General features: G+C 71.3%; 15 protein-coding genes and 1 pseudogene. 7 read left to right on the top strand and 9 right to left on the bottom strand.

What is annotated here, in order from left to right:
* Positions 1–326 precede the first annotated feature (326 nt).
* A pseudogene (locus Vau01_RS48995) lies at positions 327–1,111 on the top strand (transposase); the annotation flags it as partial.
* Positions 1,112–1,169: 58 nt separating this feature from the next.
* On the opposite strand, the gene Vau01_RS49000 reads toward Vau01_RS48995, so the two are convergent.
* The 3 genes from Vau01_RS49000 to Vau01_RS49010 all read right to left on the bottom strand — a co-directional run bounded on the left by Vau01_RS49000 (position 1,170) and on the right by Vau01_RS49010 (position 4,575).
* A complete protein-coding gene (locus Vau01_RS49000; RefSeq protein WP_204007874.1) occupies positions 1,170–1,574 on the bottom strand; it encodes a hypothetical protein in 405 nt (134 codons plus the stop codon).
* Positions 1,562–1,753, bottom strand: coding sequence for a hypothetical protein (locus tag Vau01_RS49005; RefSeq protein WP_204007876.1), 192 nt, complete (start codon positions 1,751–1,753; stop codon positions 1,562–1,564). Before Vau01_RS49005 ends, Vau01_RS49000 begins: the two co-directional genes overlap by 13 nt.
* Positions 1,754–1,845: 92 nt before the next feature.
* Positions 1,846–4,575 (bottom strand): ATP-binding protein, encoded by a 2,730-nt coding sequence (locus Vau01_RS49010; RefSeq protein ID WP_204007878.1) that lies wholly within the window; start codon positions 4,573–4,575, stop codon positions 1,846–1,848.
* 159 nt (positions 4,576–4,734) lie between these two features.
* On the opposite strand from Vau01_RS49010, the gene Vau01_RS49015 reads away from it, so the two are divergent.
* From Vau01_RS49015 to Vau01_RS49025, 3 genes are all read left to right on the top strand, one after another.
* Positions 4,735–5,310: an OsmC family protein gene (locus Vau01_RS49015; protein WP_204007879.1), complete on the top strand. Its 576-nt coding sequence runs from the start codon at positions 4,735–4,737 to the stop codon at positions 5,308–5,310.
* 9 nt (positions 5,311–5,319) lie between these two features.
* On the top strand, positions 5,320–6,480 hold the full coding sequence (locus Vau01_RS49020) for an NAD(P)/FAD-dependent oxidoreductase (RefSeq protein WP_204007881.1): 1,161 nt from the start codon (positions 5,320–5,322) through the stop codon (positions 6,478–6,480).
* A gap of 186 nt (positions 6,481–6,666) precedes the next feature.
* Positions 6,667–8,439, top strand: a complete 1,773-nt coding sequence (locus Vau01_RS49025; RefSeq protein ID WP_239152552.1) for an RCC1 domain-containing protein — start codon at positions 6,667–6,669, stop codon at positions 8,437–8,439.
* 97 nt (positions 8,440–8,536) lie between these two features.
* Here Vau01_RS49025 and Vau01_RS49030 read toward each other — a convergent pair whose 3' ends face one another.
* From Vau01_RS49030 to Vau01_RS49045, 4 genes are all read right to left on the bottom strand, one after another.
* The gene (locus Vau01_RS49030; RefSeq protein ID WP_204007885.1) at positions 8,537–8,995 is read right to left on the bottom strand and encodes a peptidoglycan-binding domain-containing protein; all 459 of its coding nucleotides are present in this window, start codon (positions 8,993–8,995) and stop codon (positions 8,537–8,539) included.
* A 174-nt stretch (positions 8,996–9,169) separates the two neighbouring features.
* Positions 9,170–9,835 carry a 2'-5' RNA ligase family protein gene (locus Vau01_RS49035; protein WP_204007887.1) on the bottom strand — a complete coding sequence of 222 codons (666 nt, stop codon included), beginning with the start codon at positions 9,833–9,835 and terminating at the stop codon, positions 9,170–9,172.
* Entirely contained in the window at positions 9,832–11,610 is a 1,779-nt protein-coding gene (locus Vau01_RS49040) for an AfsR/SARP family transcriptional regulator (RefSeq protein ID WP_204007888.1), read from the bottom strand. Before Vau01_RS49040 ends, Vau01_RS49035 begins: the two co-directional genes overlap by 4 nt.
* 302 nt (positions 11,611–11,912) lie before the next feature.
* On the bottom strand, positions 11,913–12,305 hold the full coding sequence (locus Vau01_RS49045) for a hypothetical protein (RefSeq protein ID WP_204007890.1): 393 nt from the start codon (positions 12,303–12,305) through the stop codon (positions 11,913–11,915).
* Positions 12,306–12,643: 338 nt separating this feature from the next.
* On the opposite strand from Vau01_RS49045, the gene Vau01_RS49050 reads away from it, so the two are divergent.
* The 3 genes from Vau01_RS49050 (at position 12,644) to Vau01_RS49060 (ending at position 15,109) form a co-directional block, all read left to right on the top strand.
* Complete coding sequence (locus Vau01_RS49050) at positions 12,644–13,471, top strand: phospholipase A2 (RefSeq protein WP_204007892.1); 828 nt, start codon at positions 12,644–12,646, stop codon at positions 13,469–13,471.
* Between the two features lie 95 nt (positions 13,472–13,566).
* Positions 13,567–14,481, top strand: coding sequence for a sulfotransferase domain-containing protein (locus tag Vau01_RS49055; RefSeq protein ID WP_204007894.1), 915 nt, complete (start codon positions 13,567–13,569; stop codon positions 14,479–14,481).
* Positions 14,482–14,596: 115 nt separating this feature from the next.
* Positions 14,597–15,109 (top strand): DNA polymerase III subunit delta, encoded by a 513-nt coding sequence (locus Vau01_RS49060; RefSeq protein ID WP_204007896.1) that lies wholly within the window; start codon positions 14,597–14,599, stop codon positions 15,107–15,109.
* Between the two features lie 22 nt (positions 15,110–15,131).
* Here the strand turns inward: Vau01_RS49060 and Vau01_RS49065 are convergent, their stop codons facing one another.
* Together Vau01_RS49065 and Vau01_RS49070 are read right to left on the bottom strand one after the other, a co-directional pair.
* Positions 15,132–15,836, bottom strand: a complete 705-nt coding sequence (locus tag Vau01_RS49065) for a response regulator transcription factor (RefSeq protein WP_239152532.1) — start codon at positions 15,834–15,836, stop codon at positions 15,132–15,134.
* On the bottom strand, positions 15,829–17,871 hold the full coding sequence (locus Vau01_RS49070) for a sensor histidine kinase (RefSeq protein ID WP_204007898.1): 2,043 nt from the start codon (positions 17,869–17,871) through the stop codon (positions 15,829–15,831). The genes Vau01_RS49065 and Vau01_RS49070 overlap by 8 nt, the downstream gene beginning before the upstream one ends.
* Positions 17,872–17,925 lie beyond the last annotated feature (54 nt).

Raw genomic sequence — 17,925 nt, forward strand, 5'->3', positions numbered from 1 at the left:
ACCCGATGTCAGTGCACGTGATCAAGGCCCCGAGGGACTTCGTCGGGCTTGGGGACCCCGCTGCTCGTTGCTGCGGAGTCGATGCTGTCGCCCGCAGTTGGCCGAGCTTGCATGCCGCGAGGGGCAGCTCTGTGCGGTGGAGGTCATGTGAAATGCCGTCTTCGACGGGTGCCGCCGACGGATGGTACACACGGACGAAGCTGCTGGTAGAGGGTTCGGCTACGCTTTCCCGACGGAGGCGCTCGCGCCGCTCGTCAGACCGCCACCATCGGAGGGGAACCACTTTCTCCATCCTCGCCCGGCGGCTGCTACGCCGCGACGACTTCACTTCCCGCGACCACCTCGCTGGCAAGATCCTCGGCTTTATCACCCACTACAGCCGCCACGCCAAACCCTTCCGATGGCGCTACGACGGCCGACCCCTCGCCCACATCCGCAACCTGCGCGGGGCCGGTGTCGACGCCCGGTTCTCCGTCGGTGTCGCGATCACCGAACCGATCCGGCAGGCCATCCTGGCCATGAAGAACCGCCCGGCGAGTGGGTGCCGGCCCTCGACGGTCACGGTGAGCCCCGCGACGGCGCCGACATCTGCGAACTGACCGGCCTCATCGGTGACGACCAGTTCCCGGCCGGGACCCGATTCATCGTGCGCCGTGAACACCCGCACCCCGGCGCGCAACTGTCCTTATTCGACACCGTCGAAGGCCTACGCCACCAGGTGATGGCCACCGACACCCCGCCAGGACAGGGCTCGATCCAGTTTCTTGAGGCTCGCCACCGCGGCCACGCCCGCGTCGAGGACCGGATCAGAACGGGCAAGGACACCGGCTTCGGCCGCTTCCCGTCCCGGCACTTCGCCATCAACGCCGCCTGGCTGCAGATCGCCCTGACCGGCGTCGATCTGCTCGCCTGGACCCAGATGCTCCTGCTCGACGGCAACCTCGCCACCGCCGAACCCAAGAAACTGCGCTACCGACTCCTGCATGTCGCCGCCCGGATCACCCGCTCAGCGCGACGAACCCGGCTACGCATCGCCGAATCCTGGCCCTGGGCAACAGAACTGGCCGACGCGTTCAACCGACTCGCCGCCCTACCCCGACCGGTCATCTAAACGCGGCATCCCGCCCCGACAATTCTCGACGGAGCAACCCGGCCAAGGGCCGGGCCCATCACCACGCCCACCGGTCGGCCCACCGCATCGAAAGATCAACAAGTGACCCGGCGACCTTGATCAACAGTTGGCGAAAGACCGAGGTTAGTCCATTGCGGTAGATACTTACATCCGCTGGTGTCGTTGAGGGGAGCAATGGTTCGTTGTCGTAGCCGTAGCTGTGGCTGCCCGGGTTGAGGCCGGTGACGGTCACCCCGGTGGTGGCGTGCGGCCGCACTGAGGTTGCGCCCGACCGCGGGTAAGCGTACGTGCGGACGGTGTTGCCGCCGGCGGTATGGACGGTGTCACTGGTGCGGTTGCCGATGCTGTTGTAGGTGTAGCTGGTCCAGTACGGGTCCGGTCCGCCGACGACTGCTTGGCTCGGGGCGTTGTCGTAGCTGTACTGCTCGATCAGCTGCGGCACCCACGTGCCCGGGTGGTCTGGTTCTCAGTGGAGACGCGGTTTTCGGCGAGCCGGTTGATGTAGATGTCGAAGACGGTGTCGAGCTGGACCCTTTTGGTGCCGGTGCCGAGAGTGCGTCCGATGAGGTTGCCACGCACGTCGTAGGTGGTGTTGGAGATGTAGGAGTCGATACCGGTCATGGTGAGCGACCGGCCGGTGTTGTCGTAGCTCAGCGCTGCGCTCGGTGCGAGCCGGCGCGGCGACGGCCGAGGCGCAGGAAACCGTCGCCGCGCTACTTGCCGTTCTCGACGCCGTCGCCGCGCAACCGGCCGGTACGCACCTGTTGGTAGGGGCAGCCAAGCCGCGCGAACAGGACCGCGAGGCGCGTGAGAGCCGTCTGGTCGCCCCGCGCGACTGCCTCGGCGCGGTCGAGGATCGCGACCGCGATCGGATTGCCGCGTACGACGTGCCGGGCCCGCGCCACGCGGGACTTCGCTTCGGGGTGTCGGGCCAGCACCGCAGCCTCCGCCCACAGGGCGGCGTACCAGGGCAGCCAGGGTCCGACTGCCCAGTACCGGTTCCGTACGGAGTCGTCGATGTCCATGTCGAGCCGCTCCATGGCCGCGTCCGGGTCGTCGCGGTGCAGGGCGAGCAGGCCGTCGAACACCGGGGGCCAACCCAGCCCGCACCCGGCCAGCGTATCGGGATCGACACCAAGATGGATGGTCACGCGCACCCACTCCGCGCGGCGCTCCTCGTCACCTCGCATGCCGTGCACCATCGCCACGGCATAAGGCGCGCGGGCAAGGTTCGGCGCTACCGGGCAACCTGCCCGCTCCCAGCCGGCCCGGAAGCGTTCCCCGGTACGGACCACGTCGTCGTGCCGGCCGGAGAGGGCGTCGACGAGAACGAGCCGGGAAATGGCCAGGTGGTCCTCATCGCGGTAGAACGGCAGCGCGGCCAGCGTCCGTGCGTGCGTGGCGGCGCCGGCCAGGTCGCCCGCGGCGAGGCCGACCTCGGCGGCCATGAGAAGGCCGTCGGCGAGTTCGAACCCGGCCAGGGGGTCGACCGTGACGGTGTCGAGCAATGCGAGCCGCCGCCGGACGACGCGCACCGCGTCGCCGATCTCGTTGTCGATCAGGGCGGCGGCGGTCGACATGTCCAACGCGATGCTGTGCAGGATGCCGTCACCGGTCCGCTCGGCCAGTTCCGCGAGGCGCATGGCAGTGCCGTGTGCGGGCAGTTGGCCCCAGTCCGCCATGGCCAGTGCCGCGTTGCCCCCCGGTGAGCCGCCCGACACGGCGACAGCCTCGGTGATCAACTCGTCGGCCTCGGAACGCGGGTGGCGGGTGGCCATGATTCCGGGTGCGCGGTTGATGTACATCGCCATCGTCGCGAGGTCCCGCGCGGCTGCGGCACCGTCCCCGTCCGAGACGGCGGCATCGGCGGCCGACCGGTACAGCCGCAGTGCCTCGTCGCCGACGTAGCGGCTCGCCGCGGCGCCGGCGGCCATTCGCAGGTGCGCCGCCCGTCCGGCGGCCGTGGTCGCGAGGTCGGCGGCCTGCTCGTAGCGTCGCTGCGACTGTGCCGGGCGGCCACGCAGAAACAACAGCCCGGCCAGCTCGGCGGCCAGGGACGCCGCCGTCGCCCGCCCGTCCTGGCCGGCCGCCGACCACGCGATGGCGGCGCCGACGTCGTTGACGACGCGGTCGAACCTGGCGCACCACGCCTCGTCGGTGTCGAGCGGGGCGGTCTCGCGCAACGCGGCGAGGGCCCGACGGCAGAACCGCTCGTGGGCCGCCCGGACCGGACCGAGTTCGCCGGCCTCGGTCAGCCGCTCCACGCCATACTGGCGGATCGTCTCCAACGCGCGGTAGCGGGTAGGTTCGCCCCGTTCGACGACGAGCAGGCTGTCCGTTGCCAGGCGGGCCAGCCCGTCCGCGATCCCGGCCCGCTCCCGGTCGGTCCCGGCGACCGCGAAGGCCGCGTCGACGTCGAACCACGACGCGAAGGTCGAGACGCGCCGCAGCAACGCACGGTCCTCGGCGGTCAGCAGGTCGTGGCTCCAGTCGATCGCGGAGCGCAGCGAGGCGTGCCGGTCGGCGGCTCGGCCACCGGCGGCGAGGAACCGTAGCCGGTGGTCGAGACCGGCCGCCAACCCGTCCAGCCCGAGCACCGGGAACCGGGCCGCGGCCAGTTCGATCGCCAGAGCCATGCCGTCGAGGGCACGGCACAGGGCGGCCACCCGGACCGCGTCCGGCGGCGCCTCGTCACCGGTCACGGCCGCCACCCGCGCGGTGAACAGCTCGACCGCGTCCCCGGCCGACAGACCCGGCACCACGAACACCCGCTCGTACGGGACGAGCAGCCGGCTACGACTCGTCGCCAGCACGGTGACGCCGGGACAGCCGGCGACGATCCGGCCGACGCAGGACCTGACGCCGTCGAGCACGTGCTCGCAGTTGTCCAGCACGAGCAGCGCGTCGCGATCGGCTAGCGAGGCGACGAGCGCGCGGTCGACCGACATCGTCCGCTGCTCCGGCACGCCGACGGCCTCCGCGACGGCGGCCGTCACCTGCGCCGGGTCGGCCACATGGACGAGGTCGACGAACCACGCGCCGTCACGGCGTCCCGGGGCAAGGTCGCCAGCGACGCTCAGCGCAAGCCGGGTCTTGCCGACGCCACCGGGACCGGTCGCGGTGACCAGTCTCTGCTCGGCCAGCGCCGCGGCCAGGCTGGCCCGCTCGGCGGCGCGCCCGACGAACGGCGTCACGGCCACCGGCAGCCTGTCCCGACCGGACCGGCCGGACCGGCCCGGTGCCGCCTCGGCGTGCCTGGCCAGGCTGCGGCGATCGGGGAGGCCGAGCTTGCGCAGCATCGCGGACACGTGGGTCTCGACGGTCCGTTGCGAGATGAACAGGTTCTCCGCGATCTGCGCATTGGTCAGATGGTGGGCGATCAGCGCGAGGACCTCTGTCTCCCGCGCCGTCAGGTCGACGCCCGCCGCGTCCGCCCTCGTCACGCGATCAGTCTGATCGGATCCAGAGGAGTTGGGTAGCGCGGACCGGACATCCGTGGTCGGCACCGAGGACCGGGATCCGTGTCGGGCACGGATGTGGCCGTGCCCGGCGGCCGCGATCGTGGACGTCAGTTCGTCAAACCACTGCTGAGGAGCGATTCCATGACGATCACCGACGACACCACCCGCAACGGCGTCGACACCGCGACCCTGTTCGCCACCCTCGACGCCGTCCGCAACGACGCCGAACTCGCCAAGTTCCAGTTCCGGGTCACCAACCAATGGGTGCGCGGAACGCACAACCGGTCGACGATCCACGACTTCCACGGCGCCAAGCAGGAGATGACCCACCACCAGCCGTTCACGTTCGACGCCGACCACCCGCCGGTGCTGGTCGGCGCCGACAACGGTCCTACCCCGGTGGAGTATCTGCTGCACGCCCTGGCCGCGTGCCTCACCGCGGGGATTGCCAACGTCGCGGCGGCGCGGGGCGTCACCCTGACCGAGGTCTCCTCGACGGTGACCGGCGACATCGATCTGCTGGGCATCCTCGGGCTGTCGAAGGACGTCCGAAACGGATACCAGCAAATCAAGGTCGCCTTCACGCTTCGCGGCGATGACCCGGAGAAGTTGCGGGCCGTGGTGGAGCAGTCCCGCCGCCGCTCGGCGGTGTTCGACGTCATCACCAACGGTGTGCCGGTGTCGATCGACGTCGACGCCGCCGGTCCGACCGGCTGACGGGTCCTCATGGAGACCTACGACGTGGTGATCGTCGGTGCCCGGCTGGCGGGCGCGGCCACGGCGCATCTCCTCGGCAGGTTCGGGCTGCGGGTGCTACTCGTCGAACGCGGACGATATGGCGCCGACACCATGTCCACGCATGCGCTGCTGCGCGCCGGCGTCCTGCAGTTGACGCGGTGGGGGCTGCTCGGCCGGGTTGTCGCCGCTGGAACTCCGGCCGTACGCAGCACGACGTTCCGCTACGCCGGTGCCGACGTCAGGGTCGCCGTCAAGTCCTCGTACGGTGTCGACGCTCTGTACGCCCCGCGCCGCACCGTCCTCGACCCGATCCTCGTCGACGCGGCCGTGGCCGCCGGTGTCGAGGTACGGTTCGGCACCACCGTGACCGGCGTCGAGCGAGACCGCCACGGCGCCGTCACCGGCGTCGTCGGGCGGACCGGCGATGGACGGGCGTTCACCGCCCGGTCCCGCGTCGTCGTCGGCGCGGATGGGGCACGGTCCACGGTCGCCGAGTGTGTCGGGGCCGCGGCCGAGTCCATGGGACGGTCGGTGGCGGCCCTCACGTACGGCTACTGGATGGGCCTCGCGACCGAGGGTTTCGAATGGAACTTCCGGTCCGGCGCCGCGTCCGGGGCGATCCCGACGAACGACGGCATGACCTGTGTGTACGCCAGTTCCACCCCGCGCCGGATCGGCCGCGGCGGAATGGACACGCTCAACCACCTCGTCGCCGAGTCCTCGCCCGGCCTCGCCGAACGACTCGCGGCGGCTTCGCCGCCCCGGGCGCTGCGCACGTTCACCGGCCGACCGGGCCACATCCGGCGGTCGTGGGGCATGGGATGGGCCCTGGTCGGTGACGCGGCCTACTTCAAGGACCCGCTGACCTCTCACGGGATGACCGACGCGCTCCGCGACGCCGAACTGCTCGCCCGGGCGGTAACCGCCGTGGTCATCGACGGCGCCGACGAACGCGATGCGCTCGCCCGGTACCAGCAGACCCGCGACGCCTTGTCGGCCACCTTCTTCGCCATCACCGACGTGATCGCCGGGCACGGCTGGACCGACGAGGAAATCCCCGATCTGCTCCGCCAGGCCAACGCGGCGACCGGCGCGGAGGTCGAGGCACTCGCCGCGCTGCCACCGGTCATGTCCGCTGTCAACAGCTGATCCGCGGTGCCGAGGGGCGGGTGCCGGACGTCATCGCACCGGATCGGTGGGGAACGGTCCCCCGCCGGGACCTGGCCGACCGTCCGCACGGTCGATCGGCTGAACAGGACGTAACTGCATGCTCGTCCGCGTCTGCGGCTAGCGGGCTGGCGTGCTCGATGCTTCGGAGGGAAACGCGCTGTGACGATGGTGTGGAGAGAACGTCGAGGTGGTGCGCGCCTGGCGCTCGCGGGCCTTGTTGCCGCTGCGGCCGGGTCGCTGATCGGTGCCGGGCCGGCCACGGCCGCGGTGCCGGCGAATATGGGCGCGGTCGCCTGGGGCGACAACCAACACGGGCAACTCGGTGACGGGACCACGCGGGACACGTCCGTGCCGGCACGGGCGGCCGGGCTCACCGGCGGCATCCGGCAGATCGCCGGCGGCCATGAGCACACCCTTGCGGTGGGCCCGAACGGTGAGGTGTGGGCGTGGGGTAGCAACGATCGGGGGCAACTCGGTGACGGCACCCGCAACAACCACCCGTTGCCGACGCGGGTGCCGGGCATCGACAACGCGGTCGCGGTCGCCGGCGGCGGCATGTTCAGCCTGGCTGTGCTGGCTGACGGCACGGTCAAGGCATGGGGGGACAACGCCTTCGGCCAGCTCGGCATCCTCGCCGGCCCGGACGTGCTCTCCCCGGTCACGGTCCCGGGCGTCGGCTCCGTCCTGGCGGTTGCCGCCGGCAACGCGCACAGTCTGGCGCTGCGCGCCGACGGCACGGTGTGGGGCTGGGGCTTCAACCGCTCGGGTGCGCTGGGCGACGGCACACTCATCGACCGCCGGACACCGGCGCCGGTGCACGACCTGACCGGGGTGCGCCAGATCGTCTCCGGGTCGGGGCACGCCATGGCGCTGCGGGCCGACGGCACGGTGTACGCCTGGGGCGCCGGCGCCGAGGGGGAGCTCGGAAACGGCCAGACTCCCCTGAAGCAGTTGCTGCCGGTCGCGGCGAATGTCGCCCAGGTCGTCCACATCTCCGCCGGCCGCCAGCACAGCCTGGCGGTGTGCGCCGACGGCTCGGTCTGGGCGTGGGGCTCGAATGCCGACCACCAGGTCATCGACGGCGGGTTGGTCAAGCAACCCGTGCCGGTGCGGGTACCCGGGCTGCCCAGCATCGTCCAGGCTGCCGGCGCGGCGACGTCGAGCGTGGCCCTCGACTCCACCGGCGCGGTGTGGACGTGGGGCAGCGTGGCGGGCGACCCGACCGTCGACACCGGCGTGCCGTTCACGGTCGCGGGCCTCGCCAAGGTGACCGCCATCGCTGCGGGTGCCTTCCATTACCTGGCACTCGTCAAGCCGCCCTTCACCGTCCGCCTGAGCCCGACCACGGGCACCGTCGCCGCCGGCGGTGACATCAGCACCCAGGTCAGCCTCGCTACGGACACCGGCTACACCGGCGCGGCCACCCTCACGGTGAACGGCCTGCCGCCAGGAGTGACAGCCTCCCTGACGTCCGACACAGTCGGCGTGGGTAGCCCCACCACCCTCACGTTCCACAACCCGGCCGGCAGCCCTGCCGGCACCTACCCGATCACGGTCACCGCCACCGACAAAGCCGCGGCCGTTACCGCGCAGACGACCACGTTCCAACTGACGGTGGCCCCGGCCGGCAACTTCATGATCGCACTGAGCCCGACGTCCGGCGCCATTGCCCCGGGGGCCTCCACGACCACGACCGTGCACCTGACTCCGCTCAACGGCTTCAGCGGTTCGGCGACCCTGAGCACCACGGGACTCCCGGCCGGCGTCACGGCAACATTCGCACCGGGCCCGGTCAGCGCCAGAAACCCCGCGACACTCACCTTGCTGGCGGCGCCGAACAGCCGACCGGGCACGTACACCTTCACCGTCGCCGCCAGCGCGTCCGGCGGCGGATGGACGGCCGCCTACGAGCTCACGGTCACCGGCCTGGCATTCTGACCCGCCTCGTAGGAGGCCGTAGGCCGGGCGATGAACGCCGGCCGCGCTTTCTCGATGTGGGGGCCTGCTCCGTGGTGCGCCGGCAGGTGCTGAACGGCTAACCCCATTTGCTCCACTGCTGGCGCAGGCAGTACCAGGTGATCGGACCGACCGCACCGTCCCAGTACTCCTTCTCCCAGTAACAGCGGATCTGCGCGTTCACCACGGCGTTCCGGGTCCTCGTACCGAACTGGCCGTCGACCGTTCCGGGGTCGTACAGGGAGCCCTCGGTCGACGCCAGGTACTTCAGGAGGCACTGGACCTCGATGACCCGCGGGCCGGTGTGCCCGTAGTGTGTCTCCTCCGTCCAGGTCCAGGAGTAGGGGCCGGGCGGGTCGGGCCGGCCGTAGTAGCCGCTGCCCATCTCGGGATTGTCGATCCAGCCGGTGTTGCACGGATAGACGGCCGCCAGGCCCGGCCCATTTCTGGGGATGGGATCCGCGCCGGCACCAGCGGCGGGCAGCACAGCCAGTAGTGCGCTGAGCAACGTGGTGGCCAGAAGTCGAGGTCGGTACATGAGCGCCTCCGCTCGCGGTGGATGGTGCGTCGCCGGTACCACGGTTCGACCGGCGGGCGCCTTGATGGGAGGCAGCGTCGCGGGTGGCCGTTGCGATTGTGTTGTGCGCGCGTTGTCGCCGGGGCGGGGACGCCGGGACCGATGAGGGGGCCACCCGCCGGCAGCGCCTTCCGGTTAACCGCCGAGCCGGACGTCCGCGACGGTGTCCCAGCTGTACCGGCGCTCTTCGCGGCGGAGCGCGATCAACGACACGTGCCGGACGGTGACGTCGACCGGTGGGCGGTCGCGCAACGGCCGCAGCCGTTCTCGGACGGCGTGCACGGCGGCCGGCGCGCCGCTGTAGAAGATCGTCACGTGTGGCCGGAAGCCGTCGGCCGGCTCGGGCACGGTGCCGCACGCGGCCGCTGTCGCGGCCCGGAGGGCGTGACGGAGGCGCTCGACCGCGTCCCAGGGGCGCACGAGCAGGCCGACGCCCTCCGGGTCCGGATCGACCGGACCGAGGGTCAGGTCGAACGGCGTCAGCCGTGCGCACCGTTTCACCGCGGCCCGCCGGACGGCGGTGATCCGTTCGGTGTCAACCTCGTCGGTGAACCCGACGCCCTGCAGGGTCAGGTGCAGGCCGTCCGGCGGAACCGGGTCCAGTTCCGGGCCGCGCAGGCTCCGCTGCAGGTCGGCGACGAGGCCGTGCAGCGTCGCCTGACCGACGAACGTGAGGTGCCAGGTGTAGAAGGTGCGTCCCGGCCGCCAACCGGGGCGCCAGTACCAGTGCGGGCTCAGCGTCGGCAGCCGCTCGTACGAGGTCCACCGATCGCGCAGGCTGCGCAGCTCCCGGCTGGTCATGGCCGCGATGGTAGGTGGCCGGCGGGTTTCGGCGGCCGCCGGTCGCGCTCGGCGACCAGCGCCGCGACCTGCCGCACCCGCGCGTGCCCGGCCCACGGCCGCGCGGCGGCCAGGAACTGGTTGGCCCGCTGGTGGACCGACCAGAACCGCTGGTCGACGGTGACGGCGAGCGCTTCCGCCGCGAGGTGGCAGGCCCGCTCGACATCGCGACCCCGACCGTGGAGGGTCGCGGTCGCCAGGTCCAGCCGGCTGAGCGCCTGCGGCCCGCGCAGCTCCGCCCGGTCGAACACGGTGAGAGCGTCGGCAACCAGGCCGGCGACCTTCTCCGGCGCACCGACGCAGAGGAACGCGGTGGCGGCGTTCGCCGCGGTCCGTGCCCGGCAGTACGGCGCGGTCGCCAGGCTGACGCTCACGTCCGTCTGGGGCGGCAGCTCCTCGACCAACGTGAGTGCGTGATCGACCGCCGCCTCGACGCCGTAGCGGTCACCGAGCCGGGCCAACGCCCGCGCCTCACCGTTGATGGTCAACCGGACGCTCTGCTGCCCCCGCGGCGCTCGGCGCCGCCCGTCCTGCGCGTAGGCCAACGCGTCGTGGAAATCGCCGGCGTAGTAGGCGATCAGGCTCTGAACGCCCCGCGCCCAGGCCTGGACGTCCGGCTCGCCGAGGGCGTCGGTGAGGTCGAACGCCTCGGCGGCGTACCCGCGGGCGGTCGGGAAGGCACTCAGGTCGAGGGCGAGCGCGCCGAGCAATCCGGACAGGTACGTGGCGACGGTGAACAGGCGCGCCCGCTGCGGAGGATGCTGCCGACCGCCGAGCAGCTGGTCGACGTGGTCACGGAGGTCGCGAACGTGCGGCACCAACGCCGCCGGCGGACGCCGCTCACTGTCGGCGACGGCCTGCCTGACCGCCTCGTCGAGGTACCGCAGCTTCGCTTCGTCCACATTGGACGTTGCGATGCGTTGCCGGCGCAGCCAGATCGCCCGTTGTGGTTCCAGACCCGCGGGCGACGACACCGCCCGGCGGGAGCCGGCACCGTCACGCAGCACCGCCAGGTGGGCCTCCTGCAGTTCCCGCGCCGGGTCGGTGCCGAGCTGTTCGGCCAGACGGGTGCGGATGCCGGCGTAGCATTCCAGGGCCTCGGCCGCGCGACCGGCGGCGGTCAGGGCGCGGATCTGGACGGCGACCAGGGGCTCGCACAAAGGCTCCTCGGCGACCAGCGCCGCCACCGGGGCGATCACCCGTTCGGCGCCGTGGACGGCGAAAGCGGTCTCGGCCCAGGCGACCATCGCGTCGACCCGTTCCCGTCGCCAGACCTCGCGCGTGGTATCGACCCACGAGCCGTCCAGCCCGGACAGCGGTTGTCCCTGCCAGCACCGCAACGCCGACTCCAGCAGCGCTACCCGCTCGGCACCGCCCCGGTGGTCGTCGCGGGCCTGTGCGGCCACCTGTCGGAACCGGTACAGATCGACGCGGAGCGGCTCGAGGTCGAGCAGGTACCCACCGGACCGGCCGGTGAGCGCCGCGCCGAACCCCGCGCCGGACAGGGTCTGCCGCAGCCTGGTCACGTGCGCCTGGACCGCCCGGCGCGCAGCCGGCGGCGGCCGGTCCTCCCAGATTCGGTCTACAAGCGTGTCGACGCTCACCTGACGGCCTACCTGGGCCGCAAAGATCGCCAGCACCAGCTGCCGCTGCGGCGGGCCGACCGGCCAGCGGGCCTCGCCGGCAGCCACCTCAACCGGTCCCAACAGGCGGATCTCCACCTCCGTCGCCCCCATGCCATCGACTTCAACCGAGCGATGACGGTAGGGCGCCCGCCGCCGCGGTCGCGACGCCATTTCCGCGACCCGACACCCAGCCGGTTGCCGTTGGCCAGGCCACGCCTCGGATTTCCGGCCACTGACGGATAACGGTCAGAGGGAGCGCGTGTTCCCGGCCCCGGCACGGCCAAACCGGGTGACCCGCATGACGGCGGTGTGGTGTCACGATGAAGCGCCCCTTCCCGGGACTCGGGAAGGGGCGCGGTTCTGCGCTGCCGCGTGCGTCGGACGATCGCACAGGCCGCGCGCCGGTCATCGCCTCACGCGTCGAACCACCGGGTGCAGTACCCGTTGGTGTACGGCTGGAGGCATACCTGGAACTGGGTGACGGCGCCGGGCGGCCAGTCCGCACCGACGGCCGGGCCGGATCCGTCCGGGTCCCCGACGACGCTCGTCGCGATGAAGCCGCCGGGATGCCGGTACCGGTAGTAGGTCATGACGCCCAGGCCGTCGGCGACCCGGTCGCTGGCGAATACCCGCATGTGGTTGTTCGTGACCCCGCCGTCGCCGGCGAAATACAGCCAGACCGGATGGAGCACGCTTTCGGTACGGTCGTGCGCGTACGCCGGCGCGGCGACCACCTGCGTGGCCGCGATCGAGGCTACGAGTACGAGCGTGGTCAGGATTCCCCGACGGATGCGATTGCCTGCCATGAACTTGTCCCTCTCTGTCACGTGGCCGTGGCCGGCCACCGGGACGAGCGTCGAACGGCGCCGTTGTCGCCGCGTTGACAGGACGTTGTCGGCCGCGTCGCGGTCGCCGGCCGCGTATCGCGTGCTGGCGGGTCGTCAGCGGCAAGGTCCGGGAGTTGCCCTTTCGGCACGCTCTTCCAGCTCTGCGACCTGACGGCCGGGCAGAGCCGTCCCATTCAGGGCCGTTCATGCGGCGTCTCCCGAACCCGGCCGGCGTTACGGGCGCCAGCGCAACCGCGCTGCAACCCGCCGGGACATTCTCAGTGCGACGGATTCAACCCGCCACGAAGGAGTGAGCCATGACGTTGTCCCACCGGCTCGCCGCGGCCTGCGCAACCGTAGCGGCGGCCTGCGCGATCCTGACCGCTACGCCGGCGCACGCAGCGTTCCCCGGCGCCCCGGAGGACGTGCGGTTCGTCGAGATCGCCAACGACCACGTAGACCTGACGTTCGTCGACATGTCGAACGCTGAGATCGAGTTCCAGGTCGAGTACAAGCAACTCGGCACGACGGCATGGAGCGTCGTGCGGACCTACCGCGACCACCGTTCGCCGCAACCGGGCGCTACCGGCGTCACCATCCGGATCAACAATTTGCCCCACACCAGCGTTGGTGGCTGCTACACGGTGTGGGTTGTCGGTGCCAATGCTCGGCTGGGAACACCGCAGAAGTGCACGAAGCCGGTCCCGTACGCGATGAAGATGGCCCGGACCTTGAGCTGGACGGCCGCGTCGGAGTCCAGCTTCGACGGCTGGCACTACGCGGTGGACCGTCAGCGCCTCTACACCGAGTTCGAATTCGACTGGTCCACCGACTACTGCTCGTCGAGCCCCGACCAGCCCTCGGGGTTCGACTTCCGCCTGCCCTGCCGCCGCCACGACTTCGGATACCGCAACTTCCGGGATCTCGACGCGTTCGACACCTACAAGTCCAGAGTGGACGGGTCGTTCCTCGCCGACATGCTGCGGGTCTGCGATGGCGAGATACCGGTTGTCGAGCAGGTATGCGATGGCATCGCGTGGACGTACTACCAGGCGGTTGTCGTGTTCGGCGCGGTCGTCGTCAGCCCCGAAGAGATCGCGCGGTTCACCAACATGCGGGCGCAGGCCGAGGCTGGTGGGACCTGAGCCGGTAGTCGCGATTCCGCGGCCGGGGCAGGCGCCCCGGCCGCGGCGCCATCAGCGGCGCGAGGCGGGCGCGCATGTCGGCATACATTGGCGGCATGCGGCGATACCAGATGATGATGTCGGACAGCGCACTGTGGACCGGATTCCCGTTCCGCGACGACGACGTCGTGATAAGCCCGCCGGCCAAATGCGGCACAAGCTGGATGCAGCTGCTGTGCGCTTTGCTGATCTTCAACTCCGTCCGGTTCCCGCGCCGGCTGACCGAGATCTCGCCGTGGCTCGACGCCGTCACCTATGACTTCGCCGAGACGCTCGCGGCCCTGCAGGCACAACAGCACCGGCGCTTCATCAAGACCCACACCCCGCTGGACGGGCTGCCGTTGGTCGAGGGCGTGACCTACCTTTGCCTCGGGCGCGACCCGCGCGATGTCGGGGTCTCCTTCGACCACGCCGTGGCCAACATCAGCGACCAGACCAGGGCGGCGCTGACGGTCAAGAAGGGTATCGATCGCAGTGCAATGCCACCGCCACCCGAGGACCTGCGGGAGCGTTTCTGGCAATGGGCCGACGGCGAGTTCGTCAACGGCCCGACCGGGATCGGGAGCCTGGCCAACCTGATCCAGCACCTGCAAACGTTCTGGGACAAGCGCGACGAGCCCCGGGTCGTGCTGTTTCACTACCACGACCTGCTGACCGACCTGCCCGGCCAGCTGCAGCGCCTGGCCGAGGTGCTGGGCATCGACCTGCCCCCCGCACGCATCGCGGAGCTTGCCGCCGCGGCCGCCTTCGACAAGGTACGCCAACGGGCCGATGAGCTCGCCCCCGGTGTCGACAGCGGACTGTGGCGCGACAACCGCGCCTTTTTCCGTTCCGGCACCAGCGGGCAGTGGAAGACCCTGCTCAGCCCAGACGACGTGGCTCGCTTCGACAAGCGGCTGGCCGAGCTGGCCCGCCCCGACCTCATCGCGTGGCTGCATGCCGGTTGGCTGCACGCGCCGGCGGCTCAATAGGTCATATCAATCACGTGGTTGCTGTTTGCCGTACTTCCAGAAGGGCGTAGCCCGGCGCATCGATAGGCCTGGAATGGCGTCGCCGTATCCCGGCTCAGACGGATATCTTCGCGCCGTGGAGCACACCAGGCGATACCGCTACGTTGGTCCGGCCGAGGTTTACGGCCGGGCGATCGCGGCGGACGCCGTCGAAGTGGACACGCCTGCCTCGCTCGACAGGTGGCTGGCCGCGCGCGACCGCGGAGACCTCGCGGAACCGTTCACCTTCGTCGTTGTCCTCGATGGCGTGCTCAGGCTCGCGCCGCGTCGTAGCGAACATGTCGCCTTGGCCAGCGGTGAGAGCGTTCTCGCCGCCGGCGAGATGGCGTTCGGCGTCACCGGCACCGGCTGGCGCGTTACGGAGGTGACCAACCAGTCGACCGGGTACTGCCCCGATCCGGACTGCTGGCCTGCGGTGGCCGAGGCCCTCGACCGGGTCGGTCTACCCCATCCTGATGGCTTCACCAACCAGATCATCTTCCGCCGTTGCCCAACCTGCGGCGAACGCAACATCGTGCGGGACGACGACTTTACGTGCGCCCTGTGCGACAGCGTCCTGCCGGCGCGGTGGAACTTCATGTCCGACTGAAGGTACCGCCGGTGCTGCGGTGTTACACCGGTGGACGGAGGCCGGCGTCGCGGAGGAAGGTCAGCACGGCCGCGACGCGCCGGTGGATCGACTGTTCACCGCCGAGCTCCAACTTTGAGAAGATCGCGTTGACGTGCTTCTCGACGGAGGACTCCGACAGCGCGAGGCGGGCGGCGATGCCGGTGTTCCCGCGTCCCTGGGCCATCTCCCGCAACACGTCCAGTTCGCGCGCGGTCAGCTTCGCCAGCGGTGACTCGCGCAGCCGGGCGCGCCGCGCGACCAGCGCCTCCACCACCAGGGGGTCGATCACCGATCCGCCGGCGGTCACCTCGCGCAGCGCCGACAGCAGGTGGTGCAGGTCGCCGACGCGGTCCTTGAGCAGGTAGGCGAGCCCGGCGGTGCCGTTGCGGAACAGTTCGAACGCGTATGACTCGTCGGCGTACTGGGACAGGATCACCACGCCCACCTGCGGGTCGCTGGCCTTGATGGCGTGTGCCGCGTCGATGCCCTCCATCGCGGGCGCGCCGCCCTGCTGGCCGGCCGGCGGCATCCGGATGTCGGTGAGCACCGCCTGCGGGCCGGCCCGCCGCACCGCGTCGAGCAGTTCCGGGCCGGAGCCGACGGCGGCGAGCACGGTCACCTCGCCGGAGTCCTCCAGCAGGCGGCGGGTGCCCTCGCGGACCAGATAGTTGTCGTCGGCGATGACGATGCGTATGGCGTCAGTCATCGGCGTCCTCCTGCCAGGCCAGCGGGATCTCGCCGCGCAGCGTCGTGCCCAGCCCCGGCCTGCTGGCCACCGCAAGCGTCCCGTGCACGACCGACATCCGATCGGCGAGGCCCGACAGCCCCAGGCCCCGGGGCGCTGCCGGGTCGAAGCCCCGGCCGTCGTCGCGGACCTCGACCACCAGCCGCCCGTTCGGCTGGGCCAGCCCGACGGTGACGCGTCCGGCGCCGGAGTGCTTGACGGCGTTGGTCAGCGCCTCGGACAGCAGGTACCAGGCAGCGGTCTCGACGTGTGGGGCGTACCGCACGCCGCGCAGGCTCGTCTCGGCCTCGATCACCACCTCGAGCGGCAGCCGGCCGGCATGGCCCTCCAGCGCGTCGAGGAGGCCCTGGTCGGCGAGGACCGGCGGGTGGATCGAGTGCGCGAACTCGCGCAGGCCGGCCAGGAGCGTGCCGAGGTCGCGCTGGAGTTCCTCGAGCGCCTCGCCCGCGCGGGAGTCGCCCCGGCGCAGGCGTTCCCGGGCCATCGCCAGCTTCGCGCTGCTCACCACCAGATCCTGCTGGACGCCGTCGTGCAGGTCGCGCTGGATGCGCTGCCGCTCGGTGTCCTGGGCGCGGGCGAGACGGGCCCGCGACCTGGTCAGCTCGGCGGCCTGCTGGCGGATGACGTCAAGACGACTGGCCAGTTCCGCGGCCAGGTACAGGTTCCGCACCGCCGTAGCGGCCTGCCCGGCGAGGTGGCCGAGCAGCGTGCGGTCCTCGGGCAGCAGGGGGCCGTCGCGGCGCGGGCCGCACTCGATCCGGCCGAGGAGGATCCCGGCCTGGGTCAGCGGAACCACGAGGGCCGGTTCTTCACCGCCGGTGCCGGCCTCTCCGGCCAGCGGCGCGCTGCCGGGCGGGTCGAGCACCACCCGCGCCCAATGCAGTCCCAGTCCGTGGCGGACCACGCCGGCGAGTTCGGGCAGCAGTTCGGCCGGTGAGGACTCCAGCATCGCCCCGAACCGGGCCAGCACCTCGTAGCCGTCGAGCCGGGCTCCGAACACCCACCGGTCAGCCCACCGGTCGAGCCGGCGCCAGACCGGCTGGAACAGCAGGGTGGCGCACACCGCGAACAGCACCACCACCCCGGTCGGCAGGTATTCGCCGGCCAACGCACCCAGCGCGGCCGCGACCGCGACGTAGCTGACCGCGATGAGACCCATGAGCGTGCGGTACCGCACCGGACGGTCGATCGCGAAGACGCCGTCATGGAACACCGCGACCACGATCGACCCGAGCGTGAGCACCAGCACCACCGGCCACATGACAAACGACAGCAGCTCCAGCAGGGACGGATCCGCCACCCAGACGAGCACCAGATACCACAGCCAGACGCTCATCCCCGCCGCCAGGCCCAGCAGCAACCAACGGATCCGGCGTCGCTCGGGCTCCCCGTACCGGCGGTAGCGCACGGCGAGCAGGACGAGCCCGCCCGCGCTCCAGACCGCGAACGCCTTGTCGGTGAACTCGCCGGCGCCGCCCAGCGCACCGGCGACCGGCCAGTGGAGCGGGCTGACGATCGCCGGTTGGGAGTCCGGGAACAGACCCGCGGGCATCGTGGGGTGGGACACCGCGAGCAGCACGGGAAGCAACAGGCCCACGAGAGCCGAGATCCGCAGGGTCCACCGCACGCCGGGCCGGTCGGCGGTGCCGGTCGGGAACAGTCCGATCATCCCTATGGTGGCGACCACCTGGGCGTTCCCGGCCCAGGCCTGCGCCAGCGCGACCGTCCACGCCAGCGACCAACCGCTGACCTCCGGCAGGACGCTGTCGCCCAGGCATCCCTCGATCGCGAAACTGGTTCCCACCGCGAGCAACCACGTCGACATGGGGTGGTCGGGCCGCCGGAGTGTCGCGACGAGCCCGACCGCGTAGAACGGGCCGGGCCCGAGCAGTGCCCAGCCGGCGCTCGGCGGGTCGCCGACCGTCAGTTCGATCGCCACCGCCGCGGCCAGCGCGAGGCCTCCCACGGTCGCGAGCGCGAGGGATCCGGGCCGCATGGCCACAGTCTGCGACGCCGGCCGCCGTCGGGGAAGGAGGAACACCGCAACCGC

The organism is Virgisporangium aurantiacum, from assembly GCF_016863635.1.
GTDB classification, from domain to species: domain Bacteria; phylum Actinomycetota; class Actinomycetes; order Mycobacteriales; family Micromonosporaceae; genus Virgisporangium; species Virgisporangium aurantiacum.